Annotated in this window: 23 protein-coding genes and 3 pseudogenes; 17 read left to right on the top strand and 9 right to left on the bottom strand. The window is 61.8% G+C overall.

The annotated features are described in order from the left end of the window. Positions 1-2 precede the first annotated feature (2 nt). From ccoO to ETW23_RS14415, 4 genes are all read left to right on the top strand, one after another. Positions 3-734: a cytochrome-c oxidase, cbb3-type subunit II gene (ccoO, locus tag ETW23_RS14430; protein WP_134830396.1), complete on the top strand. Its 732-nt coding sequence runs from the start codon at positions 3-5 to the stop codon at positions 732-734. Between the two features lie 70 nt (positions 735-804). Further along, the gene (locus tag ETW23_RS25985; protein WP_368075896.1) at positions 805-897 is read left to right on the top strand and encodes a cbb3-type cytochrome oxidase subunit 3; all 93 of its coding nucleotides are present in this window, start codon (positions 805-807) and stop codon (positions 895-897) included. Then, positions 888-1,760 (top strand): cytochrome-c oxidase, cbb3-type subunit III, encoded by an 873-nt coding sequence (gene ccoP, locus ETW23_RS14420; RefSeq protein WP_134830395.1) that lies wholly within the window; start codon positions 888-890, stop codon positions 1,758-1,760. The genes ETW23_RS25985 and ccoP overlap by 10 nt, the downstream gene beginning before the upstream one ends. Continuing rightward, positions 1,744-1,926, top strand: a complete 183-nt coding sequence (locus ETW23_RS14415) for a hypothetical protein (protein ID WP_134830394.1) — start codon at positions 1,744-1,746, stop codon at positions 1,924-1,926. Before ccoP ends, ETW23_RS14415 begins: the two co-directional genes overlap by 17 nt. A 41-nt stretch (positions 1,927-1,967) precedes the next feature. Here ETW23_RS14415 and ETW23_RS14410 read toward each other — a convergent pair whose 3' ends face one another. Beyond that, positions 1,968-2,423, bottom strand: coding sequence for an Rrf2 family transcriptional regulator (locus ETW23_RS14410; RefSeq protein WP_134830393.1), 456 nt, complete (start codon positions 2,421-2,423; stop codon positions 1,968-1,970). A gap of 108 nt (positions 2,424-2,531) precedes the next feature. Here ETW23_RS14410 and ETW23_RS14405 point away from each other — a divergent pair, with 108 nt between their 5' ends. From ETW23_RS14405 to ETW23_RS14385, 5 genes are all read left to right on the top strand, one after another. Then, a complete protein-coding gene (locus tag ETW23_RS14405; RefSeq protein WP_134830392.1) occupies positions 2,532-3,041 on the top strand; it encodes a cytochrome C oxidase subunit I in 510 nt (169 codons plus the stop codon). A 107-nt stretch (positions 3,042-3,148) separates the two neighbouring features. Then, the gene (locus tag ETW23_RS14400) at positions 3,149-4,501 is read left to right on the top strand and encodes a cbb3-type cytochrome c oxidase subunit I (protein WP_247676709.1); all 1,353 of its coding nucleotides are present in this window, start codon (positions 3,149-3,151) and stop codon (positions 4,499-4,501) included. After that, positions 4,501-5,100: an SCO family protein gene (locus ETW23_RS14395; protein WP_134830391.1), complete on the top strand. Its 600-nt coding sequence runs from the start codon at positions 4,501-4,503 to the stop codon at positions 5,098-5,100. The genes ETW23_RS14400 and ETW23_RS14395 overlap by 1 nt, the downstream gene beginning before the upstream one ends. Then, positions 5,097-5,657: a hypothetical protein gene (locus ETW23_RS14390; protein WP_134830390.1), complete on the top strand. Its 561-nt coding sequence runs from the start codon at positions 5,097-5,099 to the stop codon at positions 5,655-5,657. Before ETW23_RS14395 ends, ETW23_RS14390 begins: the two co-directional genes overlap by 4 nt. Before the next feature lie 6 nt (positions 5,658-5,663). Beyond that, a complete protein-coding gene (locus ETW23_RS14385; RefSeq protein ID WP_134830389.1) occupies positions 5,664-6,449 on the top strand; it encodes a formate/nitrite transporter family protein in 786 nt (261 codons plus the stop codon). On the opposite strand, the pseudogene ETW23_RS14380 reads toward ETW23_RS14385, so the two are convergent. The 4 genes and pseudogenes from ETW23_RS14380 to mobC all read right to left on the bottom strand — a co-directional run. Beyond that, positions 6,407-6,694, bottom strand: a pseudogene (locus tag ETW23_RS14380) (hypothetical protein); the annotation flags it as partial. The gene ETW23_RS14385 and the pseudogene ETW23_RS14380 overlap by 43 nt on opposite strands. Positions 6,695-6,737: 43 nt before the next feature. After that, positions 6,738-7,908, bottom strand: a pseudogene (locus ETW23_RS14375) (IS3 family transposase). Between the two features lie 44 nt (positions 7,909-7,952). Then, positions 7,953-8,108: a hypothetical protein gene (locus tag ETW23_RS25190; protein WP_167738119.1), complete on the bottom strand. Its 156-nt coding sequence runs from the start codon at positions 8,106-8,108 to the stop codon at positions 7,953-7,955. After that, the gene (gene mobC, locus ETW23_RS14370; protein ID WP_134830388.1) at positions 8,089-8,508 is read right to left on the bottom strand and encodes a plasmid mobilization relaxosome protein MobC; all 420 of its coding nucleotides are present in this window, start codon (positions 8,506-8,508) and stop codon (positions 8,089-8,091) included. The genes ETW23_RS25190 and mobC overlap by 20 nt, the downstream gene beginning before the upstream one ends. Positions 8,509-8,997: 489 nt before the next feature. Here mobC and ETW23_RS14365 point away from each other — a divergent pair, with 489 nt between their 5' ends. Beyond that, positions 8,998-10,893, top strand: a complete 1,896-nt coding sequence (locus ETW23_RS14365; RefSeq protein ID WP_134830387.1) for a methyl-accepting chemotaxis protein — start codon at positions 8,998-9,000, stop codon at positions 10,891-10,893. A gap of 84 nt (positions 10,894-10,977) precedes the next feature. Here ETW23_RS14365 and ETW23_RS14360 read toward each other — a convergent pair whose 3' ends face one another. Together ETW23_RS14360 and ETW23_RS14355 are read right to left on the bottom strand one after the other, a co-directional pair. Then, positions 10,978-13,191: an NADP-dependent isocitrate dehydrogenase gene (locus tag ETW23_RS14360; RefSeq protein WP_134830386.1), complete on the bottom strand. Its 2,214-nt coding sequence runs from the start codon at positions 13,189-13,191 to the stop codon at positions 10,978-10,980. A 309-nt stretch (positions 13,192-13,500) separates the two neighbouring features. Then, positions 13,501-13,998: an SH3 domain-containing protein gene (locus ETW23_RS14355; RefSeq protein WP_129372846.1), complete on the bottom strand. Its 498-nt coding sequence runs from the start codon at positions 13,996-13,998 to the stop codon at positions 13,501-13,503. Positions 13,999-14,207: 209 nt separating this feature from the next. Between ETW23_RS14355 and ETW23_RS14350 the strand changes: the two genes are divergently transcribed. The 6 genes from ETW23_RS14350 to ETW23_RS14325 all read left to right on the top strand — a co-directional run bounded on the left by ETW23_RS14350 (position 14,208) and on the right by ETW23_RS14325 (position 23,891). Beyond that, positions 14,208-15,194 (top strand): D-glycerate dehydrogenase, encoded by a 987-nt coding sequence (locus ETW23_RS14350; protein ID WP_134830385.1) that lies wholly within the window; start codon positions 14,208-14,210, stop codon positions 15,192-15,194. 41 nt (positions 15,195-15,235) lie between these two features. Then, positions 15,236-17,014 carry a gamma-glutamyltransferase gene (gene ggt, locus ETW23_RS14345; RefSeq protein ID WP_134830384.1) on the top strand — a complete coding sequence of 593 codons (1,779 nt, stop codon included), beginning with the start codon at positions 15,236-15,238 and terminating at the stop codon, positions 17,012-17,014. 134 nt (positions 17,015-17,148) lie between these two features. Then, complete coding sequence (locus ETW23_RS14340) at positions 17,149-18,552, top strand: FAD-binding oxidoreductase (protein ID WP_134830383.1); 1,404 nt, start codon at positions 17,149-17,151, stop codon at positions 18,550-18,552. 540 nt (positions 18,553-19,092) lie between these two features. Then, positions 19,093-19,434, top strand: a complete 342-nt coding sequence (locus tag ETW23_RS14335) for a hypothetical protein (protein ID WP_129370061.1) — start codon at positions 19,093-19,095, stop codon at positions 19,432-19,434. A gap of 218 nt (positions 19,435-19,652) precedes the next feature. Further along, complete coding sequence (locus tag ETW23_RS14330) at positions 19,653-22,160, top strand: FAD-dependent oxidoreductase (RefSeq protein WP_129370062.1); 2,508 nt, start codon at positions 19,653-19,655, stop codon at positions 22,158-22,160. 579 nt (positions 22,161-22,739) lie between these two features. Then, positions 22,740-23,891, top strand: coding sequence for a matrixin family metalloprotease (locus ETW23_RS14325; protein WP_134830382.1), 1,152 nt, complete (start codon positions 22,740-22,742; stop codon positions 23,889-23,891). 138 nt (positions 23,892-24,029) lie between these two features. Here ETW23_RS14325 and ETW23_RS14320 read toward each other — a convergent pair. Further along, a pseudogene (locus ETW23_RS14320) lies at positions 24,030-24,619 on the bottom strand (HD domain-containing protein). Positions 24,620-24,718: 99 nt separating this feature from the next. Between ETW23_RS14320 and ETW23_RS14315 the strand changes: the two are divergent. Beyond that, positions 24,719-25,564 carry a LysR family transcriptional regulator gene (locus tag ETW23_RS14315; protein ID WP_247676946.1) on the top strand — a complete coding sequence of 282 codons (846 nt, stop codon included), beginning with the start codon at positions 24,719-24,721 and terminating at the stop codon, positions 25,562-25,564. A gap of 63 nt (positions 25,565-25,627) precedes the next feature. Here the strand turns inward: ETW23_RS14315 and ETW23_RS14310 are convergent, their stop codons facing one another. Then, positions 25,628-25,963 (bottom strand): carboxymuconolactone decarboxylase family protein, encoded by a 336-nt coding sequence (locus tag ETW23_RS14310; protein ID WP_134830380.1) that lies wholly within the window; start codon positions 25,961-25,963, stop codon positions 25,628-25,630. Positions 25,964-26,005: the final 42 nt, after the last annotated feature.

The raw sequence follows: 26,005 nt of genomic DNA, 5'->3' as shown, positions 1-26,005 counted from the left end.
CCATGAGCACACAGCATCAGAAACTTGAACGGAATTCCATCGGGTTTGCCCTGGCGATCCTGCTGGTGGCCTCGATCGGCGGCATTGTCGAGATCGCGCCGCTGTTCACCATCGAGAATACGGTGGAGGAGGTCGAGGGGATGCGCCCCTATACGCCGCTGGAGCTGGCCGGGCGCGACATCTACGTGCGGGAGGGGTGTTATGCCTGCCACAGTCAGATGATCCGCACCCTGCGCTCGGACGTGGAGCGCTACGGTCATTACAGCCTCGCGGCCGAAAGCATGTATGACCATCCGTTCCAATGGGGCTCTAAACGCACCGGTCCGGATCTGGCGCGGATCGGTGGCAAATATTCTGATGCCTGGCACGTGGCCCACCTAGAGGCCCCGCGGGAACTGGTGGAGGGTTCGGTGATGCCCGGCTATGCCTTTCTGTCGGATACTCGGCTGGCGATCGGCCATCTGCCCGCAGCGTTGAAGGCGCTGAGCCGCGCCGGGGTGCCCTATACCGAAGCCCAGATCGAAAACGCAGAGAAGGACGCGGTCTGGCAGGCGGATTTCGAGCAGAACTACGAAAGCGAGCTGCAAGAGAGCTATGGCGCAAAGGTGCAGGTGCGCGACTTTGACGGCCAGCCCGGGCGGCTGACGGAAATGGATGCGCTGGTCGCCTATCTGCAGATGCTGGGAACGCTTGCGGACCTGGATACGCTGGACCCGGAGGAGAGCAACCGATGACTCATGATGCCGTACTTGTGTTCTCCAAGACCTGGGGGCGGTTTACCTGCTGGTGGTGTTCTTGGCGGCAGTGCTTTGGACCTATTGGCCGTCACGGCGGCGGATCTATGACGATGCGGCACAATCCCCGCTGGACGGGCGGGAGGATCAGCCATGGCAGTGAGGGAAAAGGACCCGGTTTCGGGCACTGAGCTGACCGGCCACGAGTGGGACGGGATCAAGGAAATGGACACGCCCGTGCCCTGGGCCTCCCGCTGGGCGCTGTGGATCAGCATTGCGGTGTCGGTGCTGTTCTGGCTGCTGTACCCCTCATTTCCGCTGGTCACCGGCTATGCCAAGGGCTTGCTGGGCTATTCCACGCGGGCGGAGGTGGCAGCTGCGGTGGATCAGGCGGAGGCGGAGCGGGCGCAGGCCTTTGCGCCGTTCCAGTCCGCGGACATTGCAACGCTGGCGGCAGAACCGGAGCTGGAGGCGCGCTATAGCCAGGCGATCGGCAAACTATATGCCGACAACTGCGCCGCTTGCCACACTGCGGAGCTGATGGGCCAGACCGGGTTTCCCAATCTGACGGATGGGCATTGGCTGTGGTCCGGCAGCCCGGAGGAAGTCGAGTACAGCATCCGCTATGGCATCAATGCGGCCCATGACGACACCCGCAGCGCCCAGATGCTGGCTTTTGGCGCCGACGGGATGCTGGACAAGGCGCAGGTCAAGGAGGCAGTGGAATTTGTGCTGTCGCTGTCTGGACAGGCGCATAACGCGGAGCTGGCCAAAGCGGGCAGGACAGTATTTGAGGACAACTGTGCTGCCTGCCATGGCGACGATGGGCGCGGCGGCTATGAAAACGGCGCGCCGGATCTGGGTGATAGCCAGTGGATCTATGGCGGCAGCCGGGACGATGTTTACCGCAGCGTCTACTATGGCCGAATGGGCGTCATGCCCGCTTGGGAGGGCAGGTTGAGCGATGCCCAAATCCGGATGCTGACACTTTACGTGCTGTGGAACGGCAATGATGCCGCCGACTGAGAATAAAACGTCAGAGGAAAACCCGCGTTTCCGCAGGGCGATGTACCTGCTGATACTGGCGCTGCTGGCAGGCTACGCCGGGTTCAAGGCTTGGCATCTGTCAGTGGCGTTTGAAGCCTGGGACGGGCAGGTGCTGGAGGGTACGGTTTCCGGCGCCGCCAAGTGAGTGGCGGCTGAAACGGCCGGGCCCAAGCAGGCGCTCGCAGCCTATTTCAGGGCCTGCTCCGCCTCCAGCGCGCGGATCAGGTTTTTCATGCCGCGGTCTCCTTCCAGCACGTCCTTCAGGGTGCGGCTGTCCAGCGCCGCAAAGAAGGCCTCCTGCGCCTCGCTCAGGATCGGCAGCAGTCCGCAGGCCGGCGTCATCACACAGCAGCCGCCGTCCTCCTTCATGCATTCGACAAGCGGCGTGCCGTGTTCGGATTTGCGCAGAAGCCCGCCAATAGAGATCGCCTCGGGCAGCTGGGCCAGGCGCATGCCGCCGTTACGGCCGCGGACCGATTCCACATAGCCCTCGTGGGTCAGCCACTGGGAGATCTTGGCCAGATGGTTGAACGGCAGCTGCTGCATCCCGGCTATTTCGCGGGTGGTCATCAGTCCGTCCTCGTGGGTGGCGAGGTGAATCAGGATGCGCAGGGCGTAATCGGAAAACTTGGTGATCTGCATAAGCGTTCATCCCACAATTAATATGCATTGAAAAGACGTATTTTGCTGACATGTATCCGCGCCATCCAATAATAGGCATCTTAAATGCTTATTAAGTGGAGGCAGATCATGCAGCCAGTTGTTCTATTAATCTCGCTGATCCTCATGGCGGCGCTGTCAGCGGTCTTTGTTCTGGCGGCGCGGGCTGCGCGCGGCCCGGCGCCGGGTCCGGGCGCCAACGCTAAACGCACCGGACTGATCTGGGCGATGACCATTGTGGGTGTGATCGCCTCCTTTGCCTCGCTGAGGGAGTGGCCGCATGCGCTGGCCAGCACCGCCGACGCGCTGCAGGTGAATGTCAGCGGTGGCCAGTGGTGGTGGGACATCGACACCACGGAAATCCCGGCGGGCAAGCCGGTCAATTTCAACGTCACCACCGAGGACGTGACCCACGGGATGGGCATCTATGACAGCAACCTCACGCTGCTGACCCAGGTGCAGGCGATCCCCGGCTACACGACGCAGGTCACCTACACGTTTGAGGAGCCGGGCAGCTACCAGGTCTTGTGCATGGAATTCTGCGGCGTGGCGCATCACGACATGGTCAACGAATTCGAAGTCATCGCGGCGGAGGAGTAAATGAGCACTGCATCTGAATCATTCGCATTTGAACCGGCAGCAGCCGGCCCCCAGGCGGGGGCGGTCAAGCTGACAATGATCCTGTCCGGCGCAGTGTTTGCGCTGTTATGGTCTTCGGCCTCATCATGCGCGCGGCGCAGGGCCAGTGGATCGAGCTGGACCCGGCGCTGTTTTATCAGCTGCTGACCGCGCATGGCGCGGGAATGGTGGGCACCGCGGCGCTGTCGGGCGCGGCGATCATGTGGTACTTCTGCGGCCGTTATCTGGAGCTGGCCGGCGGCATTTACTGGGCCTTCCTGGGACTGTTTCTGCTGGGGGTGGTGCTGATCCTTGGCGCCATCTTCATCGGCGGTTACGGCGGTGCCTGGACCTTCCTTTTCCCTCTGCCTGCACTCTCTGGCGGCGCCTGGGAGGCGGGCGCAGCCGCGGCCTTCATGCTGGGTTATACCGCTATCGGGGTGGGTTTTCTGCTCTATTACCTGGAGCTGGGCCGCCGTATTCATGCCCGTTACGGCAGCCTGGCGCGGGCGCTTGGCTGGAACCTGATCCTGGGGCGCGAGGATAATGATCCGCCGCCGCCTGCGATCGTTGCAGCTGCGGCAGTCACCATCTTCAACTCGATCGGGACTATCCTGGGGGCGGCGGTGCTGGTTGCGAGCCTGGTGCATCTGCTGGTGCCGGAGTTCGAGGTGGATGCGCTCCTGGCCAAGAACCTGATCTATTTCTTCGGCCATGTCTTCATCAACGCCTCGATCTACATGGCGGTGACGGCGGTTTACGAGATCCTGCCGGAGTACACCGGGCGCCCATGGAAATCGAACCGGGTGTTTGCAATTGCCTGGAACGCGGTGCTGATCTTTGTAATGGCGGTCTACTGGCACCATTTGCTGCAGGATGTGGTGATGCCGCCCTGGATGCTGGTGGTGGGGCAGCTGGTCTCCTACTTCAGCGGCATTCCCCTGATCGCGGTAACGGCCTTCTCCACCTTTCTTTATGTGAGGGGTTCCAAGATGACATGGGACCTGGCGTCGTCGCTGCTGGTGCTATCGGTTGCGGGCTGGTCAGTGGGCTCGATCCCGGCCTCGATCGACGGGATGATCAGCGTCAACAAGGTGATGCATAACACCATGTGGGTGCCGGGCCATTTCCACACCTATCTGCTGCTGGGCGAGGTTGCGATGGCCTTTGGCTTCATGGCCTGGCTGGTGCGCGGCAAGACGATCTCGCAGATGGGCGGCTTGGACCGTGCGGCCTTTGTGACCTACCTGGCGGGTGCTGCCGGTTTCGTGACGGTGTTCCTGGTCTCCGGCGCTGCCTCGATCCCGCGCCGCTGGGCAGTGCATTACGAGGAATGGCTGACCCATGACCGCATCGGCACCTTGTTCAGCGTGCTGGTGGTCCTGGGAACGCTGATCTTTGTCCTGCGCTTTGTTGCGCGGCTGGGGCGGAGCGACGGCTAATGCTGACCCGCTCTCTCCCCTCACTTCTCGCCGCTGTGATTGGCGGCGGGATCCTGTGGCAGGTCACCGACGGGGCGCAGGCCTTTACCAGCGAGGCGGCGCGGCGGCTGGATGTGGTGCAGTCGCCCCGCAAAGTGCCCGAAGTGCTGCTGGAGGATATGACCAGCCGGCAGGTGCCATTGCTGCCGCAAGCGGGCGAGGTTGTGCTGGTCGAGTTCATCTACACCGTCTGCGGCGACATCTGTCAGATTGCTGCCGCGGATTTTGCCGAGATCCGCGATCGGCTGCAGGCGCAGGGGGTGAAGTCCCGGCTGCTGACTGTCAGCTTTGACCCGGAACGGGACACGCCGGAGCAGATGTCGATTTATGGCGATGCTCATGAAGCAGACAGCAGGATGTGGACCGTTGCCAGGCCGGACCAGCGCGACCTGCCGGGGCTTTTGGACCTGTTCGATGTGACAGTTATCCCGGATGAGTGGGGCGGGTTTCAGCATAATGCAGCGATCCACGTGATCAGCAGCGACGGCCGGTTTTCAGCGGTCTTCGACACCGACGCAGTAGAGGCGGTGCTTGCCCATCTCCGGCGGGCACAGCCATGAGGAAGATCGTCCTGGCCCTGCTGGCCTTAGCTGCAGCGATCGCCTTAAGGGAGGCGGCGGGGGTCAGTCCGATCCAGCATGTGCTGGTTCAGATGCCGCTGCTGGTTCTGGCGGGCGTGCTTCTGGGCTGGGATTTGCACGGGCGGCGTGATTGGGCGGGTCCGCTATTGCTGACGGCGTTGACGGCATTTCTATTCTGGATGCTGCCGCGCAACGTGGACTGGGCGCTGACGCCTGCGGGGGAGGCCGCCAAATACCTGAGCCTGCCGCTGCTGCTTGGCGTGCCTTTGCGGCTGAGCTGGCCCTGGCTGGGGCCCGTCCTGCGCGGCTTCCTCAAGGCCAATGCGCTGTCGATGCTGGGAGTGCTGGGGTTCCTTTACACCCATGCCCCTGTGCGGATCTCCAATTCCTACCTGGTGTCCGCCCAGCAGGATCTGGGAGTCGCCTTTCTTTACCTCGCCGCGGCTCTGGCCTGCCTTTGGGCCATCCCGGTTCTGTTCGGGCACCCGCGCCGCGGGCCGTTCGGCACGGCGGGATGCAACAGATGCGGAGTGTGATGCGATATGACCTATGCCGAAACCGTGCTGAGCTTCGCGCAGCTGGCGCAGCAGAAAAACCGCCACCTGCACACGGATCCGCTGGCCTTCCTGATCCTGACGCTGAAGGCGGGCGCCTTTGTCGGGGCCGGGATCCTCTTGATCTTTTCGGTGGGGCAGGGTGTCGAAGGAGCCTTCCGCCCGATTGTCATGGGCACCAGTTTCGGCATTGCGCTTATCTTGGTGGTGTTTGCCGGTGCCGAACTGTTCACCGGCCACACCATGTACATGACCCACGGGCTGCTGACCGGCCGGACCGGACCAGGCGACTTGTTGCGCTGCTGGGCGGCCAGCTGGGGCGGCAACTTGGCCGGGGCGTTGCTGCTGGCGGCGCTGTTCACCGCGGGCGGCGGCGGACTGATCCTGGGTGCGGGCGAGGACGCGCTGCTCTACAAAGTGGTGGCCAAGAAGATGCAGAGCCCTGCGCTGCAGCTCTTTGCCAAGGCGGTGCTGTGCAACTGGCTGGTGTGCCTGGCCTTGTGGTGCTCGGCACGCGCCAGGGACGACGTGGCCAAATGCATCATCATTTTCTGGTGCCTCTACGCCTTTATTGCGGCCGGTTTCGAGCACAGCGTGGCTAATATGACGGTGTTCTCGGTGGCGCTGATGTCGGACCACCCGGACAGTATCTCCCTGGTCGGTGCCGCCTATAACCTTGCCTTTGTCACCCTGGGCAATACTTTTGCCGGCGCGGTGATTATGGGCTGGGGCTATCCCACGGGCCGCGTAACAGGTATGCCAAGCGCAGTGTAGCCGTTCAGCACGGCGATACGGACCTGCAGCTCGGCGACTTGGCGTTCGAAGTCTCGTGCCATCAAGGATTGGCCAAGGAGTTTGATGCAATTCATCCAATCGCCGGGAAAAGGATCCCCCGGATCCTTTTCTGATCCTCCTCATATCTCGACACGGCTCCGGCGGTGGCAGCCGCTCCACCGTCGCCAGACGGCACGGCCCAAGTCCTTCGAGGCTCGCAGCGCTTCGTTGCGGGCGACGGCGCCGGGCCTGGACCTGTCCCGTTTTCGTGCCGCGCCAAGTGCTCGTTTAGGCCACTTTCCGTTCGAACGCGACCGGGCTTTTCCAACCCAATGCTGAGTGCCGTCGGCGCGGATTGTAGAAGCCATTGATGTACTGGAAGATGGCCATTTCAGCGTCTCGGCGCGTTGGCCATGACCTGCGCCAGATCAACTCTGCTTTGATTGTTTTGAAGAAGGTTTCGACAGCAGAGTTGTCATAGCAATTTCCCTTACCACTCATCGACACCCGGAACCCATGCTGGCGCAGAAGTTTCTGATAGTCGTGGGAACAATATTGGCTGCCGCGATCCGTGTGGTGAATGCATCCTTTGGGTGGCTGCCGCAACGCCACAGCCATCTTCAATGCCCGGATGGCCAGGTCACGCTTCATCCGATTGCTTAACGCCCACCCGATTACGCGCCGTGAATGCAGGTCCAAGATCACAGCAAGATACAACCATCCCTCTCGGGTCCACACGTAACTGATGTCACCAGCCCATTTCTGGTTGGGTTTGTCTGCTGAGAAGTTCCGGTTCAAAAGGTCGGGTGCGATATTGAAAGCGGGGTTGCTGCCCCCCTCTCGGCAGATTGCGTTGCAATCGCCTGCCGGGCAATGGCCGTCACCTTGTATTTTCTCGACCGTTCAACACGAATGCCATTCTCACGCATCAAACGGCCAACACGCCGATGCCCGGCATTCAAACCGAGTTCCTTTAGTTCCCCGGTCATTCGTGGACGGCCATAGTTGCCCAGACTGAGACGGGACTGTTCTTTGATGCGGGCCAAGACAACCATGCCGGTTCGTTGCCTTTGGCCCGCTGGTCGGCTGCGACAGGCACGCAGGCCGCGAACACTATCGTCCAGCACCTCACACATCCTCTTGGCGCAAAAGGCGGATCGGTGTTCTTCGATGAACCTGAACCTCATGGCTTTAGGCCCGCAAAGAACTGCGTTGCCTTTTTTAAGATCTCCCTCTCCTCCTTGAGAATGCGGTTTTCCCGTCGAAGCCGTTCATTCTCACGTGCAAGATCAAGGTCCTTGTCGGACACAGCATCCGTGTCGCGGTGCGCTAAAACCCACTTATTCAAAGTCGATAGACCAACGCCCAGATCAGATGCCACCTGCTTGCGTGTCAGTCCGCTCGTCAGCGCGATTCGCACCGCATCTGCGCGGAACTCGTCCGTTCGTTTCAAGCCCATAGTTCGTCTCCTTTGCTGCAATAAATGCTATCAAAGGAGCGGCATCAAACCGCGACACGTCCATTCTGTAGAGCGCCGTGCAGGTCATCAGCAACAAAGCCGCGCATATCGTACAGCTCGACGTGGTCGTTGTCCCGAGTGTTCATCAGATGCTGCGCCAAACGTTGCGCACCGGCGCGTTCATTTCCGTTCAGGATCATGACGGCCCTCCTTCTTGCCGAGGGCTCGGAGAAGATCGGCCCGCATTGCCGCGATCTCGCCGCAGGCTTCTTTAAGCTCTTCCTCCGTTTCGGGGTGAACGGGCAGTATGCCCGTGTTTACAGCTCGTGCGAGCTGATTGAGGTTCGATGAAATCCTGGATTGCCCCAGAGCGGCGAGAATGCGAGCGAGCGCGGCGTCGTCAAGCGTTGGGTTCATGTTGCGACGACGAACCTTGGTTAGATCACCGTCGAACAACACCGCCTTGATGTAAGCACCGAGGGGAACGCCGTTTGCAGCGTTCAGGAGCTTGGTTCGTTCCTCGAAGGTGAGACGAAGGGAAAAGGGAGCCGCGCGCTTTTTACACTTGCTCTTCGCATTGAACTCGTTCTTCGTAGACATGTCGGGATGACTCCCCGACGCGCCGGTATGCGCCTGAAATATATTTTATTTCAGATGGTTGACCGTATCGCACGTCGTATTCTGCGACGAGTGAGAGGCGTTGCTTGCCTGCTCTCGCAACCACCGTTTCCAAAAGGCATGATCCCGGCCAATTTGCCAACAACGTCAAGCTGATGGCCTTCGGACGCCACATTGTCCGGAACCATCCGCACCTCCGGAATCCAGGCGCGCAGCGCCGCTGCGGCCTCCTGTCTCGCCTCTGGCGCGTACAGAGACCGGGCGGGATCTTGGACCGGTTCTGTGTGCCGGGCCGAGAGGCTGGGATGCAGCCGCAGGGCAGGCACTGGCGGGTGACAGCCCAGAGCATCGTTGGCGCATTGCGGCATGAACTTTGCGAAATGCGGCGGAAAGCTGCATCCGGCTAGGAAATTGTTAGAGAGTGCAGCTTAAACCTGCTGGCAATATGCACGTAACGAAGGTTCCGCACTAATGCTCCGACTCCCCGATTTTCTGTACCGTCTGCCTGTTCGTATCTATGCGCTGGCGGCGCTGGCTCTCAGCCTGACGGCTGTGCTGACTTTCCTGCTGCTGTCACAATCCGTCAAAAACGCCTATGAAATGCGCTATACCGAGCTGCACAACGTCACAGACACCGCAGTCAGCCTGCTGCGCGATCTGGAAGAAGGGGTGAAATCCGGCCGTTTCACCGAGCAGGAGGCCCGGGACATCGGCCGAGAGCGGCTCACCGCTCTGCGTTTCGGCGATGCAGGCTATGTCTATGTCTTTGACCATGATCTGGTGGTGCAGGCGCATCCGATCGTGCCTGCCTGGAACGGCACCAACCAGGGCGCCTACGAGGATGTGACAGGCATGAAGGTGTTCCAGGAGCTGGAGAAAATCGCCGCAGCTAATGGGGCAGGGGAGCTTACATATTACTTCAAGAAACCGGATTCCGACGTGATCGAAGCCAAGATCGGCTATGTGCAGGCCTATGAACCCTGGGGCTGGATTGTCGGCACCGGCGCCTATGTCTCGGATATCGAATCGGACGTGGCGCTGATGCGCAATGAGGCGCTGATCATTCTGGGCATCAGCCTGGTGACGCTGTCGATTGCCGCCTATTTCATCACCCGCAGTGTCACCGGACCGCTGAACGGTCTCAAGTCACGCATGCAGACCTTGGCCGATGGCGACACCGACAGTGAAATCCCCTCCGCCAATGCGCGCAGCGAAATGGGGGAGATTGCCCAAAGCCTCGATGTGTTCCGCCAGGCACTGATCCGTCAGAAAGATCTGGAGAAGGCCGAGCAGCAACGCAATGAAAAGCGCAGCAATGTCGTGGCCGTGCTCAGCGGCAAACTGTCAGCCCTGTCGCAGGGGGACCTGACCGCGCAGATCACCGAGGTCTTCCCTGAGAATTACGAGCAGCTGCGCCAGGATTTCAATACCACCGCGCAGAACCTCAGCGCCACGGTTGAGCAAGTGATTGCCGCGGCCGCCAGCATCCGCAGCGGTGCTGCAGAAATCAGCCAGGCTTCGGATGACCTGTCGCACCGCACCGAAAGCCAGGCCGCCACGCTGGAACAGACCGCCGCAGCGCTGGATGAGCTGACCGCAAGCGTCAAATCCGCCGCCGACGGCGCCCGCAGCGTCGAAGCTACCATGGACGAGGCCAAAGAAGAGGCCCGCACCAGCGGCGAAGTGGTGCAGAGCGCGGTGTCGGCGATGACCGAGATCGAAGAAAGCTCCAACAAGATCAGCCAGATCATTTCGGTGATCGACGACATTGCCTTCCAAACCAACCTTCTGGCGCTGAACGCGGGTGTCGAGGCGGCGCGCGCAGGCGAGGCAGGGCGCGGCTTTGCGGTGGTGGCGTCTGAAGTGCGGGCGCTGGCACAGCGGTCTTCGGATGCGGCGATGGAGATCAAGACGCTGATCTCTGACAGCTCCGGCCAGGTGGCCCGCGGTGTGGATCTGGTGGGCAAGGCGGGGGATGCGCTGCAAAGCATCGTCAGCCAGGTTACCCATATTTCGCAGCTGGTTTCTGGCATTGCAGAGGGCGCGGCGGAGCAGTCCACCGGCCTGAATGAGATCAACACCGGCGTCACCCAGCTGGATCAGGTCACCCAGCAGAACGCGGCGATGGTGGAGGAGGCGACGGCCGCCGGCCATTTGCTGAAGACCGATGCCTCCAAGCTGACCGATCTGGTGGCGCACTTCAAAATCCCCGGCGGCCGTATGGCAGCTGCTCCGGTCCAGGCGGCCAGCACGCCGGTATCTGTGCCGTCCGCCCATGGCAACGATGACTGGGACATGCAGCCCGCCGCGCAGCCTGTTGCGGCGGCCGGCGGCAATGCGGCCAAGAACATGTGGCAGGATTTCTGATCCATTCGGCAACCTTCACAGGTAAACAAAAAAGCGCCCGGGGAAATCCCCGGGCGCTTTTTTGTTTCGGACTGTCCGGAAAGATCAGCCGATGATCGCGTTCAGCGTGGCACTGGGACGCATCACCTTGGCCTTCAGCTCGACACTCGGGCGATAGTAGCCGCCAATGTCGGCTGCCGGGCCCTGGGCAGCGGCCAGTTCGGACAGGATTTGCTCTTCCTTGGCGCCAAGCTCTTCGGCGATGGGAGCAAAATGCGCCGCCAGACCTGCGTCTTCGGTCTGTGCTGCCAGGGCTTCGGCCCAATAGCGGGCAAACCAGTAGTGGCTGTCGCGGTTGTCCGGCTGGCCAACCTTGCGCGAGGGCGAGCGGTTGTGGTCGAGAATGCCTTGGGTGGCGTCCTCTGCCGCGGCGCCCAGCACACCTGCTTTGGCGTTGCCTTTGTTGTCGGCCAGGAAGTTCAGGCTTTCCCCCAGGGCGCAGAATTCACCCATCGAATCCCAGCGCAGGTGGTTTTCCTCGACCAGCTGCTGCACGTGTTTCGGGGCGGAACCGCCGGCGCCGGTCTCAAACAGCCCGCCGCCTTGCATCAGCTTGACGATTGACAGCATCTTGGCCGAGGTGCCCAGCTCCAGGATCGGGAACAGGTCGGTCAGATAGTCGCGCAGCACATTGCCGGTGATGGCGATGCTGTCCTTGCCTGCGGTAATGGTCTCCAAGCTCTGGCGGGTCGCTTCGCGCGGGGCCAGGGTCTGGAACTTGTCAGCAACGCCAGCGGCTTCCAGCGCCGGGGTCACATATTTGATCAGCTCGGCGTCATGGGCGCGGTTAGCGTCCAGCCAGAAGATCGATTCCGAGCCGGTCAGCCGCTGGCGGTCCATTGCCAGCTGGATCCAGTTCTCGATCGGCGCCTTCTTCACAGTGCAGGCACGCCAGATGTCACCCGCCTCGACGTCATGCGAATGCAGCGTACCGCCATTTGCCAGAACCACCCGGATGGTACCGTCTGCGGGAGCCTCGAAGGTGGTGGGATGGGAGCCGTATTCTTCGGCCTTCTGCGCCATCAGGCCGACGTTGGCGACGGCACCGGCGGTGGTCACGTCCAGCGCGCCATTGGCTTTGAAGAAATTGATGGTCTCGTCATAGATCGTGGCATAGCAGCGGTCGGGGATCACGCAGTTGGTGTCGCCCTTGTTGCCGTTCTGATCCCAGCCCTTGCCGCCAGCGCGGATTACTGCGGGCATCGAGGCGTCGATGATCACATCGGACGGCACATGCAGGTTGGTGATGCCCTTGTCGCTGTCGACCATATACATGTCGGGGCGCTCGGCGCGGACTGCTTCGATGGCGGCCATGATCTCTGCGTTGTCCTTGACCCGCGCCATCAGGTCGCCCAGACCCGAGTTCGGGTTCACACCCAGCGCGTCCAGTTCAGTTCCGAATTTGCCGAACACCGGCGCCAGCCAGGCCTTGACGGCGTGGCCGAAGATGATCGGATCGGAGACCTTCATCATTGTGGCCTTCATGTGCAGCGAGAACATGGTGCCGTCACTTTTGGTGTCTGCGATCGCCTCGATCAGAAAGGCGGCCAGGGCCTTGGCAGACATGAAGGTCGCATCGGCCACGGTGCCGTCTTCCAGCGGCCAGGCGTCTTTCAGCACGGTGACGGAGCCATCTTTGGCGGTGAATTCGATTTTTGCGTCCCCGGCCTGCGCGGCGGTGATGGTGGCGGATTTCTCGTTTGCATAGAAATCATTGCCCGGCATCGACGACACTTTGGTCTTGCTGTCTGCGGACCATGCGCCCATCGAATGCGGGTTCTTTTGGGCAAAGTTCTTCACCGCCTTGGCGGCGCGGCGGTCGGAATTGCCTTCGCGCAGGACCGGGTTTACAGCCGAGCCCTTGATCGCATCAAAGCGCGCGCGGATGTCTTTTTCGGCGTCTGTGGCGGGTTCTGCCGGGTAGTCCGGAATGGCATAGCCCTGGCCCTGCAGTTCCGTGACAGCGGCAACCAGCTGCGGCACCGAGGCAGAGACATTGGGCAGTTTGATGACATTGGCGTCCGGGGTTTTCACCAGCTGGCCCAGTTCGGCCAGATCATCGCTTTGGCGCTGTTCTGCGGTCAGCCCTTCCGGGAAGGCTGCAATGATGCGCCCCGCAAGCGAAATATCCTTGGTTCCGACCGAGACACCAGCGGCTGCGGCAAATTTGCGGATGATCGGCAGGAAGGATGCCGAGGCCAGTTCGGGCGCTTCGTCTACAATGGTATACAATATGTCCGGGGTTTGATTTTCTGCCATGTTTCACAACCTTTCAGCGATCTCGGAGGCTTTTGTGACGTCAGCGCAGACAGGCCGCGCCAGGTTCGAGTATTCCGGTGCTGCCGCGGCGGTGCCCTGAAAATGGGCGGAACCCGGCCTGGCAGCCAATGGTATGGCCCCCATGTAGAACACGATTGCTGCGGGTGCAATGGTTTGGCGCATCTGAACCCGCGCGGATTGCCGCGGCAGGCCCTGAGGCGGGCGGGAGAGGGGCGCTGCCCTCTTGGGCCTACGGCCCAATTCACCCCGGAGTATTTGGGGAAAGATGAAAATTGCGAGAGAAGGGGGTTATTCGCGCAGCTCTTCCGGAGCAACGCCCCAGAGTTTTTTCTTCGGTGCCCAGCCGCTGTAGCCGCCGGCCGAGATTTCACACCAGCTGGTTTCGCAGTCGCCGAGGCGGGCAACCACGCCCAGTTCAAATGCGGCGGTTACCGGCGCGCGGGAGTCCGGGCGCGCATGCACGGTCAGCATGTCTTCTTCGATCAGCACCGTGCGCACGCCGGACAGCAGCGCGTAATGCACCCAGCCGCCGGCCCCCTCGCGGTCTTGAACCCGGCGCCAGTGGCCGTATTCCGCGGTGATCTCCAGCGGCATGCCGCGGCGTTTGAACACCCAGTCGATCTTATGGGTCAGTGACGGGCCGCGGCGCACATTGCCCTTGGCGGCCTTCATCGAGACATAGCGGGGCAGCGGCAGGTTGGTGACAGGGCCGCGGGATTCGGCGGCGCACACAGCCCCCGCCAGCGCCAAGGATACCGCTGCCGCTGCCAGATGGCGCATTGCCATTGCCGCATTTTTCACTGCCTGCTCGCCTCTTTTTGCCCAGCCGGATCAGGCCCAGCCTCTTGTTCCGGTCTTCTGCCCGCCTTTTTGCACTGGCCGGGAAATTTCCGGCCTGCGGCAAGGGAGTTGCGCTTGGGTTCTTGTGCCCGCCCGCGTCCTGCGCCACGATGCCATGGAGGCGTGCGGAATGAAAAGCCCAAGGGAGAGCGCAAGTGCCAAGAGACCGACTGAGTGTTGTTGTTACGCGACGGTTGCCGGAGCCTGTGGAAACCCGGCTGAGCGAGTTGTTTAATGTGCGCCTGCGCGAGGATGACGCGCCGATGTCCCGGGCCGAGCTGGCCGCGGCGGTGAAGGATGCCGATGTGCTGGTGCCCACGGTCACCGATACCATTGATGCAGGGATCCTGGGTCAGGCGGGCGAGCGGCTGCGGCTGATTGCGAATTACGGCGCAGGCGTCGATCATATTGATGTGTCCACCGCCCGCCAGCGCGGCATTCTGGTATCCAACACCCCCGGGGTGCTGACCGATGATACGGCTGACATGGCAATGGCGCTGATCATGGCAGTGGTGCGCCGCATGCCCGAGGGGCTTGCCGTGATGCAGAAGGGCGACTGGCAGGGCTGGGCGCCCACAGCGCTTTTGGGCGGGCGGATTGCCGGGCGCCGTCTTGGCATCCTTGGCATGGGACGGATCGGCCAGGCCGTGGCCAAGCGCGCGGCGGCCTTTGGCATGCAGATCCATTACCATAACCGCCGCCGGTTGCGTCCCGAAATCGAAGAGGCATTGGAGGCCACCTATTGGGAAAGCCTCGATCAGATGGCGGCGCGGATGGATGTGCTGTCGATCAACTGCCCGTCTACCCCTTCGACCTTTCACTTGATGAATGCGCGGCGGCTGAAACTGATGAAACCCTCGGCGGTGATCGTGAACACCTCGCGCGGCGAGGTAATCGACGAACACGCCCTGACCCGCATGCTGCGCTCGAAAGAGATCGCCGGTGCCGGTCTTGATGTCTATGAGCACGGCACCGACATCAACCCGCGCCTGCGCGAGCTGCCCAATGTGGTGCTGCTGCCGCATATGGGCTCGGCCACAATCGAGGGCCGGATCGAGATGGGCGAGAAGGTGCTGTTGAATATCAAGACCTTCGAGGATGGTCACCGGCCGCCGGATCAGGTGGTGCCGTCGATGCTGTAACTGCCCGCACGCCGGGCCGGAATTTAAGAAAGGACTTTTCCATGAGATACTTGATTCTGGCCTGTATTGTCTGCGCGGGCAGTGCAGCCGCGCAGGAGGCTGCGGATGCCGTCGCGCCCGAAGGGGCAACTGCCGGCAGGTTTGAGGCGATCTCGGCGGATGTGGCTGCTGCGCTGGAGGCCAAGTCCGCGGGCCTGCCTGTAGACGCCGAAAACTGGATGGTCGCCGCCGCCAATCCGCATGCGGTGGAGGCCGGCGCCGCCGTGCTGCGCGCAGGCGGCACCGCGGCTGATGCGATGGTGGCGGTGCAGACCGTGCTGGGGCTGGTTGAGCCGCAATCTTCGGGCCTTGGCGGCGGCGCGTTCCTGGTCTGGTATGACGCTGCCACGGGCGAGCTGACCACACTGGACGGGCGCGAGACGGCGCCGCTGGCTGCCACACCAATCTTGTTTCAGGATGAAAACGGCGAGCCGTTGAAATTCTTTGATGCGGTGGTCGGCGGTCTGTCTGTCGGCACGCCGGGCACACCTGCGCTGCTGGAAGCCGCGCACCGGCGCTGGGGGCGCGCCAACTGGCCGTCGCTGTTTGAACCGGCGATCCAGCTGGCCGAGGAAGGATTTTCCGTCTCGCCGCGTCTGGCTGCGCTGGTGGCGGGCGATGCAGAGCGGCTGGCGCGTTACCCAGCCACCGCGGAATACTTCCTGCCGGACGGCGCACCCATTGCCGAAGGCGCTATGCTGCTGAACCCTGACTATGCCGCCACCTTGCGGGCGCTGGCGCAGGGCGGGGCAGGGGCGTTTTACACCGGTCCCATCGCGGCAGAGATCGTTCGCACCGTCAACACGGCCGAGGGCAACCCGGGCGTTTTGTCCGCCACCGATCTGGCGCTTTATCAGGTCAGGGAACGTCCGGCAGTCTGCGCCGCTTACCGCGATTTTGAGGCTTGCGGCATGGGGCCGCCCTCGTCCGGTGCGCTGACGGTGGGGCAGATCCTGGGAATGCTTGGACAGTATGATCTGGCGGAACTGGGCGCCGAAAGCGCCGAGGCCTGGCGGCTGATCGGCGATGCCTCGCGGCTCGCCTTCGCCGACCGGGGCCGTTACATGGCGGACAGTGATTTTGTGCCGGTGCCGACGCATGGGCTGGTGGCAGCGGATTACCTCGCCAGCCGGGCCAGGCTGCTGCAAAGCGGTGATGCGCTGCCCGAGGTGGCGCCGGGCACGCCCGAGTTCGATCACGCGCTGCTGCTGGCAGATGACGAGTCGATCGAGCTGCCCTCGACCTCGCATATCTCGATTGTGGACCAGTACGGTAACGTGCTGTCGATGACCACGACGATAGAAAACGCCTTTGGCTCGCGTCTGATGGCGGGCGGTTTCCTGTTGAATAATGAGCTGACGGATTTCTCCTTCCGCACCCATGCGGACGGCGTGCCCATTGCCAACCGGCTGGAACCGGGCAAGCGTCCGCGCTCCTCGATGGCGCCGACGATCGTGCTGCGGGACAGCAAGCCGGTGCTGGCCATCGGCTCTCCCGGCGGCAGCCGGATCATCGGCTATGTGGCGAAATCCATCGTGGCATGGGCGGATTGGGGGATGAACATCCAAGAGGCACTGGCGCTGCCGCATCTGGTTAACCGGTTCGGCACCTATGATCTGGAGGCAGGCACCAGCGCCGAGGGGTTGGAACAGGCGCTGACAGACATGGGGTATGAGGTCAATATCCGCGATCTGACCTCCGGCCTGCACGCGATTGAAATCGGCGAAGGGCTGAGGGGAGCTGCGGACCCGAGACGGGAAGGGATTGCGCTGGGCGGTTAGCCCGTTACTGCCCGGCCGCCATGCCGGGCGGCATCAGCGCTACGGGGTTCTGGGTATTGCTGAACTGCAAGTTCGGTGCGTAGGTTAACAGGTGAAGTTCCGGGCTCTGTGCCCTGACCCCGAGGAGACCCATTATGGTGCAAGCCATCTCATTGCCCCGCAACGAGGCCGGGATCGCCGCCGCTGTCGAGACGCTGAGCCAGCGGTTCGGCGATCAGCTGCAAACCGGCCAGGCCATCCGCGATCAGCACGGCCACACCACCACATGGATCACCAATCAGCCTCCGGATGCGGTGGTCTTCCCCACCTCTACGGAAGAAATTTCCGAGATTATCAAGGTCTGCGCCGAATACGGCGTGCCGGTTATTCCCTTCGGCACCGGCACCTCTCTGGAAGGCCATGTGAACGCCCCCGCCGGCGGTATCTGCATCGACATGATGCGGATGGACAGGATTATCGCCGTCCATGCCGAAGACCTCGACGTGGTGGTGCAGCCCGGTGTCACCCGTGAGCAGCTCAACACCTACCTGCGCGATCAGGGTCTGTTTTTCCCGATCGATCCCGGCGCCAATGCATCCTTGGGCGGCATGGCGGCGACGCGGGCCTCGGGCACCAACGCGGTGCGCTACGGAACCATGAAGGACAACGTGCTGGCGCTTGAGGCGGTGATGGCCGACGGCGGCGTGATCCGCACGGCGCAGCGGGCCAGGAAATCCTCGGCAGGTTATGACATGACGCGCCTGCTGGTCGGCTCCGAGGGCACCTTGGGCCTGATCACCGAGCTGACGCTGAAACTGCAGGGCATCCCCGAGGCGATCCGCTCCGCCCGCTGTTCCTTCCGCACCGTGGATGACGCCTGCCGCGCGGTGATGATGACTATCCAATACGGCATCCCCGTTGCCCGGATCGAACTGCTGGATGCGCTCAGCGTGCGGGCGGCCAATGCCTATTCCGGCCTCGACCTGCCAGAGACGCCGCTGCTGCTGCTGGAATTCCACGGTTCGGACGCGGGTGTGGTGGAACAGTCGGACATGTTTGCCTCCATCGCCGAGGAATTCAGCGGTTTTGACTTTGCCGCGACCTCAACATCCGAGGAGCGCAACAAACTTTGGCAGGCGCGCCATGACATGTATTGGGCCAGCCTGCAGCTGCGCCCCGGTGCCAAGGGGATCTCGACCGATGTCTGCGTGCCGATCTCGCGCCTTGCGGAATGCGTCGGCGCCGCGCGGGACAAAGCCGAGAGCATGGGACTGATGGCGCCGATTGTCGGCCATGTGGGCGACGGCAATTTTCACGCGCTGCTGCTGATTGATATGGACAGCGGTATCGAACGGCAGAAGGCGGATGATTTTGTCGGCTGGCTGAACGATCTGGCGATCTCAATGGACGGCACCTGCACCGGCGAGCACGGCATCGGACAGGGCAAACGTCCCTATCTGCAAAAGGAGCTGGGCGAGACGACCCGCTATATGGCAGCCATCAAGGCAGCGCTGGATCCGGAGAACATTATGAATCCGGGCAAGATCCTGGAGATGTGAGCCGTAGGAGCCGCCTGCGAACCATGCTGGATCAACGGCGGACTTTGAGTATTTAGAAAAAGCTGAAGCACTGCCCTGTCGCTTCATCTTTTCTCAAATACTCACTGCGCAACGGGGGCAACAGGATGCAGCGCCAAGATGTTGCACCCCCGGCGCACGCCTGCCTCAGCGTATCTTAAACCCGCTCTGTCATGATCCCCTTGATCGCGGTCACCGCCGGGCCTGACACCCCCGGCATTTTGGAACAGGGCCCTTTGGCAAGGGCACGCAGAGACAATGTTCAGCGTGCGGGAGGAACCTCCCGTCCCGCCTCCGCCTCCATGGCGGCGCCGCCATTCCTAATTGCTGACGATCAAAGCATCAGACAGCACCCAAGGATCAGCACCGGCAGAATGCGGCAGCAACCGGCAGGGCAGGGTCCTGGCCGGACAGCGGCGATTGCACTGCACTCTTCCCTGAATTGCCGGAAAGCTGCCGCAATTCTGCGCCGGGTCCTGAATTGGGATGAAGCCGGAGCGTTTCGCAAAACCGGAGAACGGCATGGGACTGAAAAAGGCAATGGGCATTCTGGTGTTCAGCACCCAGGCGGTGATCGGCTATGATTACTACATCCAGACCCGTGCCGCGGGGCTGAATTGGGGGGATCTCAGCGCCACCGACTACAGCACCATCCTGCAGGACCGCTTTACCCGTGCCCGTGCCGCCAAGGAGGCAACCAGCCTTGCCGGGCTTGCTGCCGGGGACGGCCAGTCGATTTGGAGCGAGGCGGCCGGCTATGGCAAGAGCCTGCTCTCGGGCGGTCAGCAGGTTGCAGATGCACAGAACAACGAGGACGCGCCGCAGCCCGTCTGCATCCGCCGCGGCAATGTTGCGGACTGCTGACAGCCCCAAACCAGCCTGATCAAGGAACCACAGGGGGCGCCGGCCTGCTGTTTGCTGCGTAGAAAAACGCCATTTCCGGCAGGGCTTCCATCAAAATCCTGTATGCTGTGGCGCGCAAGGTCGGTTTTGGCTGTTTTTGCGTCGGCCTGATTTTGCGCCGATTGCGCGGCTTGGGCATAACCGCAGGCAAGAATCTCACAAAGCTGGAGAGCCGGAGAATGAAAACCCAAGTCAAAGCGCTTGTTGTTGGCGGCGGCGCCGTTGGCACCTCGATTGCCTATCACCTGGCCAAGGCCGGCTGGGAAGACGTCATGCTGATCGAGCGTGACGAGCTGACCTCCGGCTCGACCTGGCACGCAGCCGGCCTTCTGCCGCTGTTCAACATGTCTTATGCGACCACCCACATCCACAAGTACTCGGTCGATTTCTACAAGACCCTGGAAGAGGAAACCGGCCTGAACGCAGGTTTTGCCGTGGTCGGCAACCTGCGCATGGCGCAGACCCAGGAGCGCATGGACGAATACATGCTCTATGCCTCCATCGCGGAAACCTGCGACGTGCCTTATGAATGGCTGACCCCGGATGAGATCAAGGCGCGCTGGCCGCTGATCGAGACCTCTGATCTGAAGGGTGCGATCTACCACACCGAGGACGGCTATATTAACCCCGCAGACGTGACCCAGGCGATGGCCAAGGGCGCCCGTCAGCGCGGTGTTGAGATCGTTCGCAAGCTGCAGGCCGATGAATTCCACTGGACCGGCACCCACTGGGAAGTCACCTGCACCAAAATGGTGGAGAAGGGCGGCAACCTGGTGGAGAGCGACGAGAAGGTTGTGATCACTGCCGAGCATGTCGTGACCGCATCCGGCAACCACGCGCAGCGCACCGCCAAGATGCTGGGCATCAAGATGCCGGCAATCCCGGTCGAGCACACCTTCATCGTCATGGACAAGGACCCCGAGCTGGTCAAATGGCGTGAAGCAGGCAACCCCGAGCACCCCGTGGTGCGCGACGCCGACAATGAATCCTATGCCCGCGAAGAACGCGGCGGCTGGATCTTGGGGATTTATGAGCGCGGGGCACCTGCGCGTTTTGAGCACGGTGTGCCGGACAGCTTCCGCGCCGACCTGTTCCCGCTGGAACTGGACCGGATTGCCGATCAGTACATGGCGATGGCGGAACGGGTTCCGTCCTGCGCTGAATCCGGCCTGAAAGACGATTTCAACGGCCCGATCTGCTACACTCCCGACGGCAACCCGCTGGTCGGCCCGGCACCGGGCCTGCGCAACATGTGGCTGGCGGAAGGCTTCTCCTTCGGCATCACCGCCGCAGGCGGCACCGGCTATTATCTGGCGCAGATGATGGTCGACGGCGAAGCCGAGATCGACATGGCGTCGCTCGACCCGAAACGCTACTCCTCCAACTGGATGACCACCGAGTTCGCGGCCCGCAAGAATGAAGAGTGCTATGAGCACGTCTATATCCTGCACCACCCGGATGAAGAGCGCCCGGCAGCCCGCCCGCTGCGCACCGCGCCCGCGTTCGATCGCCAGAAAGCCCGCGGCGCGCAATTCGGCTGGGTCAACGGCTGGGAACGTCCGAACTACTTCGGTCCCGTGGACGCCGCCGACAACTTTGACGAGGAAGCCCGCTCCTTCCGCCGCGGCGGCTGGTGGCAGCACGCTGTGGACGAAGCCAAGGCAATCCGCGAAGGTGTTGGCCTGGTCGATGCAACCGCCTTTACCAAGCACATCGTCAAAGGCCCTGGTGCGACTCAGTTCCTTGACTGGTTCACCTGCAACAAACTGCCCAAGGTCGGCCGCATCAACCTGACCTATGCACTGACCGTAGCCGGCACCACCCGGACTGAGTACACTATCGTCCGCCTGAAGGACGACGAGTATTACCTGGTGTCCGCAGGTGCCTGGACCGAATACGACGCCGACTTCCTGAAGAAGGCGATCGCGGATAAGGAAGCTGAATTCGGCCGTATCGAGCTGCAGGACGTGACCACCCAGTGGGGCGTGTTTGCGATTGCCGGTCCGAAATCGCGCGACGTGCTGAAAGAGATCATCGTCGATGCCGATCCGGAAACCGCGCTGTCCAACAAGCGTTTCCCCTGGCTGTCGGCCCGTCAGATCGAACTGGGCATGTGCCCGGTCAATGCGATCCGCGTGGCCTATACCGGTGAACTCGGCTGGGAACTGCACCACCCGATGGAGATGCAGAACTACCTGTTCGATCTGCTGGAAAAAGCCGGTGAGAAGCACGGCATGAAACTGGTGGGTGCGCGTGCGCAGAACTGGCTGCGCCAGGAGAAATCCTATCGCGCCTTTGGCAACGAACTGGGCCGCGACGCAACCCCGGCCGAAGCGGATCTGCCGCGCTTTATCGACCTGGAAAAAGATTTCCACGGCAAGGAAAAGCTGATCGAGACCGGCGTGCGGGTGAAATGCTGCACTCTGCTGATCGACGGACCCGAAGACGCTGATCCCTGGGGCCGCGAGGCGCTGTACGCCGAGGATGGCACCCGTGTGGGCCGCCTGACTTCGGGCGGCTATTCGGTGGCCTTCGAGAAATCCATCGGCATGGGCTATGTAAAGCCCGAGATGGCGGTGGAAGGCACCAAGCTGAAGGTCAAGATCCAGGACAAGCTGTGGGACGCGGTTGTGACCTGCGACAGCCCCTATGACCCGAAGAACGAGACCATCCGCCAGAACGGGTGATCTTTGGCCCGGGCCCCTTGGGGTCCGGCAGCCCGTCCAAGGGACGGGTTAAGGAGACCGCGGCGGAGCCCCGGATCTGGCTCAGGAAACAGCAATATACCCCGGCCTGTGCGCCGGGGTATTTTTTGTTCGGTCTGGCATTGGCGGCCTGGTCGTTGCGTTCGATGCCATGTGTCTGTCAGCTGAATGTATCACGCGTGCTTTGCGCAGATGATTTCCCCTTTAAAGTGTGATATGATTGCTGTCGGAACGCAGGCCCTCAACACTGCAAGTTCCGCAGTTTGCCGAACCTTTTAAGGCACAGAACGGTACGGCGTGGCCGCTGAAACATACCTTGGCGCGATGCAACCGCGCAGCAGCTAAGTTTGCGGGCAAGGCGCTGGAAAACTTGACTTTTTATGGGGCTTCCCGTTTCGAGCCATGTTGCGCAATGCCCGTGCGCCGCCTCTTGCGGCATTTGCAGGGAAGCGTGCCGCACAGGAATCCGCAACCCCGCGTCCAGGTGTTTTGCCGCCTCTGCTCAATGAACGCGGCCTGCACTGCGATACCAGTAACGATTGTCCGAAAAGGAGGTTTGAAATGGCCGCTCGCAAAACCCAATCCAGCCGCATCGAAGAACTGGAAGACCGGATTGACGACTTAGAGGAACAGCTTGGCCAGGACCCGGACTGTTATGGCCGTTCCGGCAGCGCGCCTCAGGTTTGCTCGTTGCCGGTGCTGCCGGAACGTGCATTTGATGCCGGAGTGTCTTCCGACCGGCAGCGGGCAATACTGGCGACCGGCGATAAATGGGTCAATGGCACCAATATTCACTATTTCCTGTTTTCCAGCGGGTTGTTTGGCGGTGCCAGCGACCAGCGGGCGGTTGTGCAGCAGGCGTTTCAGGTTTGGAAGGATCTAGGCATTGGCCTGAATTTCACCGAGGTAACCGATATCCGGGATGCAGAGCTGCGCATCGGGTTCCTGCGCAACGATGGCTCATGGTCCTACATCGGCACCGTGGCGCTGCGTTTGGGCCAGCAAGAGCGCACCATGAATTTCGGCTGGGACATTACCCAGGCCGGCCCGAACGGGCTGGACACAGCCATCCATGAGATCGGCCACGCGCTTGGGCTGAAACACGAACACCAAAACCCCAACGCGGGTATCGTCTGGAACCGCCAGGCTGTGTACGACTACTTTGCCCGCACGCAGAACCCGCCCTGGGACGAGGAAACGACCGACCACAACATTCTGAATAAACTCGACCCGGCGACGGTCGACGGAACGGAATGGGACCCCGACTCGGTTATGCACTATGCCTTTGCCGCCGGCCTGATCAACCAGCCGCCGGAGTTTCGCGGCGGGCTTGAGCCTGCACCGGGGCTTTCGCAAAAGGACAAGGAGGTGATCCGCCGTTTCTATCCGCCAATCGGCGCGGCGGCGCTGCCGCAGCTCATCCCGTTCAAATCCGAGCAGCTGGCCCTGATGCCCGGCGAGCAGAAGAATTTTGCAGTGATCCCGGACCATTCGCGTGATTACACATTTTCAACCTTCGGATTGTCCGACACGGTTATGGTGCTGTTTGAGGATATTGACGGCACCCCGGTCTATGTGGAGGGCGACGATGACAGCGGCTTTAACCGCAACGCCCGTTTCACCGTACGGCTGATAAAGGACCGGAGCTATAAGCTGCGTATCCGCCTCTACTATGACTGGGCTGCAGGCGATGCGGCTGTCATGATGTGGTGAACGCATAGGTTTTGTTTCTGCGCGCCCGGGGGTAAAGCCTGGGCGCGCAGCCTGTGCCGGCATTTGGGATGCGGTTATCGCGCGGCGGCCGGAAGGCATTGATCCGGCCCCGGAGAGGCGGAGTTGCTGCTGTCTGGTTTATTCCTGCGCCGTCTCTGCCAGCTCCATATGACCCCAGCCGCGCGACAGAACCCTGCGCAGGATCGGCTCGAAGAACTCCAGGGGTTTGGTGGGATACTCGGGTCAAAGGCGCATTGGTCGTATTTTTCGCAGAAATACCGGCAGTCCTCCCAATGGGGGCTGCCGCGGTATTTGTCGCGGGCGTTGCGGTCACCGCCGAAATGATGGTTGTAATAGAAACCCTGGAACACGCAGTGATGTTTCAGAATCCAATAGGTTTTCTCGCTGACATAGGGCTTCATCATCGCCGCTGACAGCTCGCCATGGTTGTAGGGCGACAGGATATCGCCGGTGTCATGCACCAGTGCGGCGACGATGATCTCGTCATCGGCGCCGTCTTCATGCGCGCGGGTCGCGGCCTGCAGCGAGTGCTGGTACCGGTTCACCGGGTAGGGGGTCCAATCCTCGTCCAAAGAGCGGATCGCGTCCAGAATCCGGTCGGGCAGGGCGGCGTTGTATTCCTCCTCATATTTCTCCACCGCGGCCCAGTCTTCGGGCGTGGCGTCTTCGAAACTGGTCCAGGTGGGCTTGTGGCTTTTGTCCAGCATGTCGCGGGTCCCTTGGTTGATATGGTTTCAGCCTAGCGAAACGTAACTAAGCAGAAAAACGAATTGATTTGCTCGATCCGAGCAGAAATAGTGATCATCATGCAGATCAACGCTTTTGAGACCTTTCTGGCTATCGAGGCCGCCGGCAGTTTTCACGCCGCGGCGCGGCGGCTGCACATCACCCAGACCGCGGTCAGCGCCCGCATCAAGGCGCTGGAGGAGGCGCTGGGCGCCAGCCTGTTTGAACGCGGGCCGGGCGGCACCCGGCTGTCTGCGGCGGGCCGGCAGTTTCTGCCCTATGCCGAGCAGATGATGCGGACCTGGGAGTTTGTTTCCGGCGATTTGCGGGAAAGCCTGGCAGGAAGGGTTTCACTTCGGTTGGGGGCGCAGCTGTCAGTTTGGGATCCTCTGCTGGTCGATGTGGCCGTCTGGCTGGAACAGGCGCAGGGCACCGTGCCGTTCACGCTGAACTATGATCACGGTCTCAACATGGGCGAAGCGGTGGCGCGCAGGCTGCTGGATCTGGCAATTGTGAACGAGGTTCCCGCAGGCACAAGGCTGGGGGTAGAGGAGCTGCCGCCGGAGGAGCTGGTTCTGGTGTCGGACCAGCAGTTGCGGCTGGGTCGGGACGCATTGCCCCTGTTCATCAACCTGGAGTTCGGCAGCGAATATGCGGCGCAGGTGCAGCAGGTGCTGCCGCAGCGCAGCCGCCAGCATATCGTTTTGGGTAACGCGCCGATGGGCTTGCGCTATTTGATGAAACGGGGCGGCATGGGGTATTTTCCTGCCTATATGGCGGCGGGGGCGCTGGCGGCGGGACAAATCCACAGGGTCGAGGACGCGCCGACAATCCAACTGAGCTGCAAGGTGCTGTACCTGCCGGACAACCCGGCGCTGGAGCAGATCCGCCAGGTCTTGCAAGGGTTGCAGGAGGTGCGTACTTAAAATTCCGGTGCGGAATTTCCGCCGGAAAACAGGTGGTCTCCGGGCTGAATTCCGCGTCGGAGGTCAGCGGGTCAGCTGATCGAAACAGTCCATCGCCTTGGCCGCATACATCATTGCCGGCCCGCCGCCCATCTGGATCGACATCGCCAGCACGTCGCCCACTTCCGCCCGGCTTGCCCCCGACTTGACCAGCGCCTCCACATGCAGACCGATGCAATCCTCGCAGCGCAGGGCCACCGCGATGCCAAGGGCCACAAATTCCTTTTGCTTGAACTCCAGCACGCTGCCCTGTTTCACAGCTTTGCCAAGTGCGCCGAAGGCCTGCGCGGCTTCGGGGATGGCGCCGTTCAGATTGCGCAGACCCTTGCGGGTCTCATTAAGTTTGCCGTGCCAGTCCATCTGCCTGTCCCTCAGTAATATATTCCAGTTTCCGAAGGTGTA

It is taken from the genome of Leisingera sp. NJS201, from assembly GCF_004535885.1.
In the GTDB taxonomy this organism is placed as follows: Bacteria; Pseudomonadota; Alphaproteobacteria; order Rhodobacterales; family Rhodobacteraceae; genus Leisingera.
Note: the sequence above shows the minus strand (reverse complement) of the source record. Positions and strands in the feature narration are given on the sequence as shown.

Excerpts from the sequence above, each read along its gene's own strand:
- ccoO (WP_134830396.1), top strand. The coding sequence starts at position 3 with ATGAGCACACAGCATCAGAAACTTGAACGGAATTCCATCGGGTTTGCC.
- ccoP (WP_134830395.1), top strand. The coding sequence starts at position 888 with ATGGCAGTGAGGGAAAAGGACCCGGTTTCGGGCACTGAGCTGACCGGC.
- ETW23_RS14415 (WP_134830394.1), top strand. The coding sequence starts at position 1,744 with ATGATGCCGCCGACTGAGAATAAAACGTCAGAGGAAAACCCGCGTTTC.
- ETW23_RS14410 (WP_134830393.1), bottom strand. The coding sequence starts at position 2,423 with ATGCAGATCACCAAGTTTTCCGATTACGCCCTGCGCATCCTGATTCAC.
- ETW23_RS14405 (WP_134830392.1), top strand. The coding sequence starts at position 2,532 with ATGCAGCCAGTTGTTCTATTAATCTCGCTGATCCTCATGGCGGCGCTG.
- ETW23_RS14400 (WP_247676709.1), top strand. The coding sequence starts at position 3,149 with ATGGTCTTCGGCCTCATCATGCGCGCGGCGCAGGGCCAGTGGATCGAG.
- ETW23_RS14395 (WP_134830391.1), top strand. The coding sequence starts at position 4,501 with ATGCTGACCCGCTCTCTCCCCTCACTTCTCGCCGCTGTGATTGGCGGC.
- ETW23_RS14390 (WP_134830390.1), top strand. The coding sequence starts at position 5,097 with ATGAGGAAGATCGTCCTGGCCCTGCTGGCCTTAGCTGCAGCGATCGCC.
- ETW23_RS14385 (WP_134830389.1), top strand. The coding sequence starts at position 5,664 with ATGACCTATGCCGAAACCGTGCTGAGCTTCGCGCAGCTGGCGCAGCAG.
- ETW23_RS25190 (WP_167738119.1), bottom strand. The coding sequence starts at position 8,108 with ATGATCCTGAACGGAAATGAACGCGCCGGTGCGCAACGTTTGGCGCAG.
- mobC (WP_134830388.1), bottom strand. The coding sequence starts at position 8,508 with ATGTCTACGAAGAACGAGTTCAATGCGAAGAGCAAGTGTAAAAAGCGC.
- ETW23_RS14365 (WP_134830387.1), top strand. The coding sequence starts at position 8,998 with ATGCTCCGACTCCCCGATTTTCTGTACCGTCTGCCTGTTCGTATCTAT.
- ETW23_RS14360 (WP_134830386.1), bottom strand. The coding sequence starts at position 13,191 with ATGGCAGAAAATCAAACCCCGGACATATTGTATACCATTGTAGACGAA.
- ETW23_RS14355 (WP_129372846.1), bottom strand. The coding sequence starts at position 13,998 with ATGGCAATGCGCCATCTGGCAGCGGCAGCGGTATCCTTGGCGCTGGCG.
- ggt (WP_134830384.1), top strand. The coding sequence starts at position 15,236 with ATGAGATACTTGATTCTGGCCTGTATTGTCTGCGCGGGCAGTGCAGCC.
- ETW23_RS14340 (WP_134830383.1), top strand. The coding sequence starts at position 17,149 with ATGGTGCAAGCCATCTCATTGCCCCGCAACGAGGCCGGGATCGCCGCC.
- ETW23_RS14335 (WP_129370061.1), top strand. The coding sequence starts at position 19,093 with ATGGGACTGAAAAAGGCAATGGGCATTCTGGTGTTCAGCACCCAGGCG.
- ETW23_RS14330 (WP_129370062.1), top strand. The coding sequence starts at position 19,653 with ATGAAAACCCAAGTCAAAGCGCTTGTTGTTGGCGGCGGCGCCGTTGGC.
- ETW23_RS14325 (WP_134830382.1), top strand. The coding sequence starts at position 22,740 with ATGGCCGCTCGCAAAACCCAATCCAGCCGCATCGAAGAACTGGAAGAC.
- ETW23_RS14315 (WP_247676946.1), top strand. The coding sequence starts at position 24,719 with ATGCAGATCAACGCTTTTGAGACCTTTCTGGCTATCGAGGCCGCCGGC.
- ETW23_RS14310 (WP_134830380.1), bottom strand. The coding sequence starts at position 25,963 with ATGGACTGGCACGGCAAACTTAATGAGACCCGCAAGGGTCTGCGCAAT.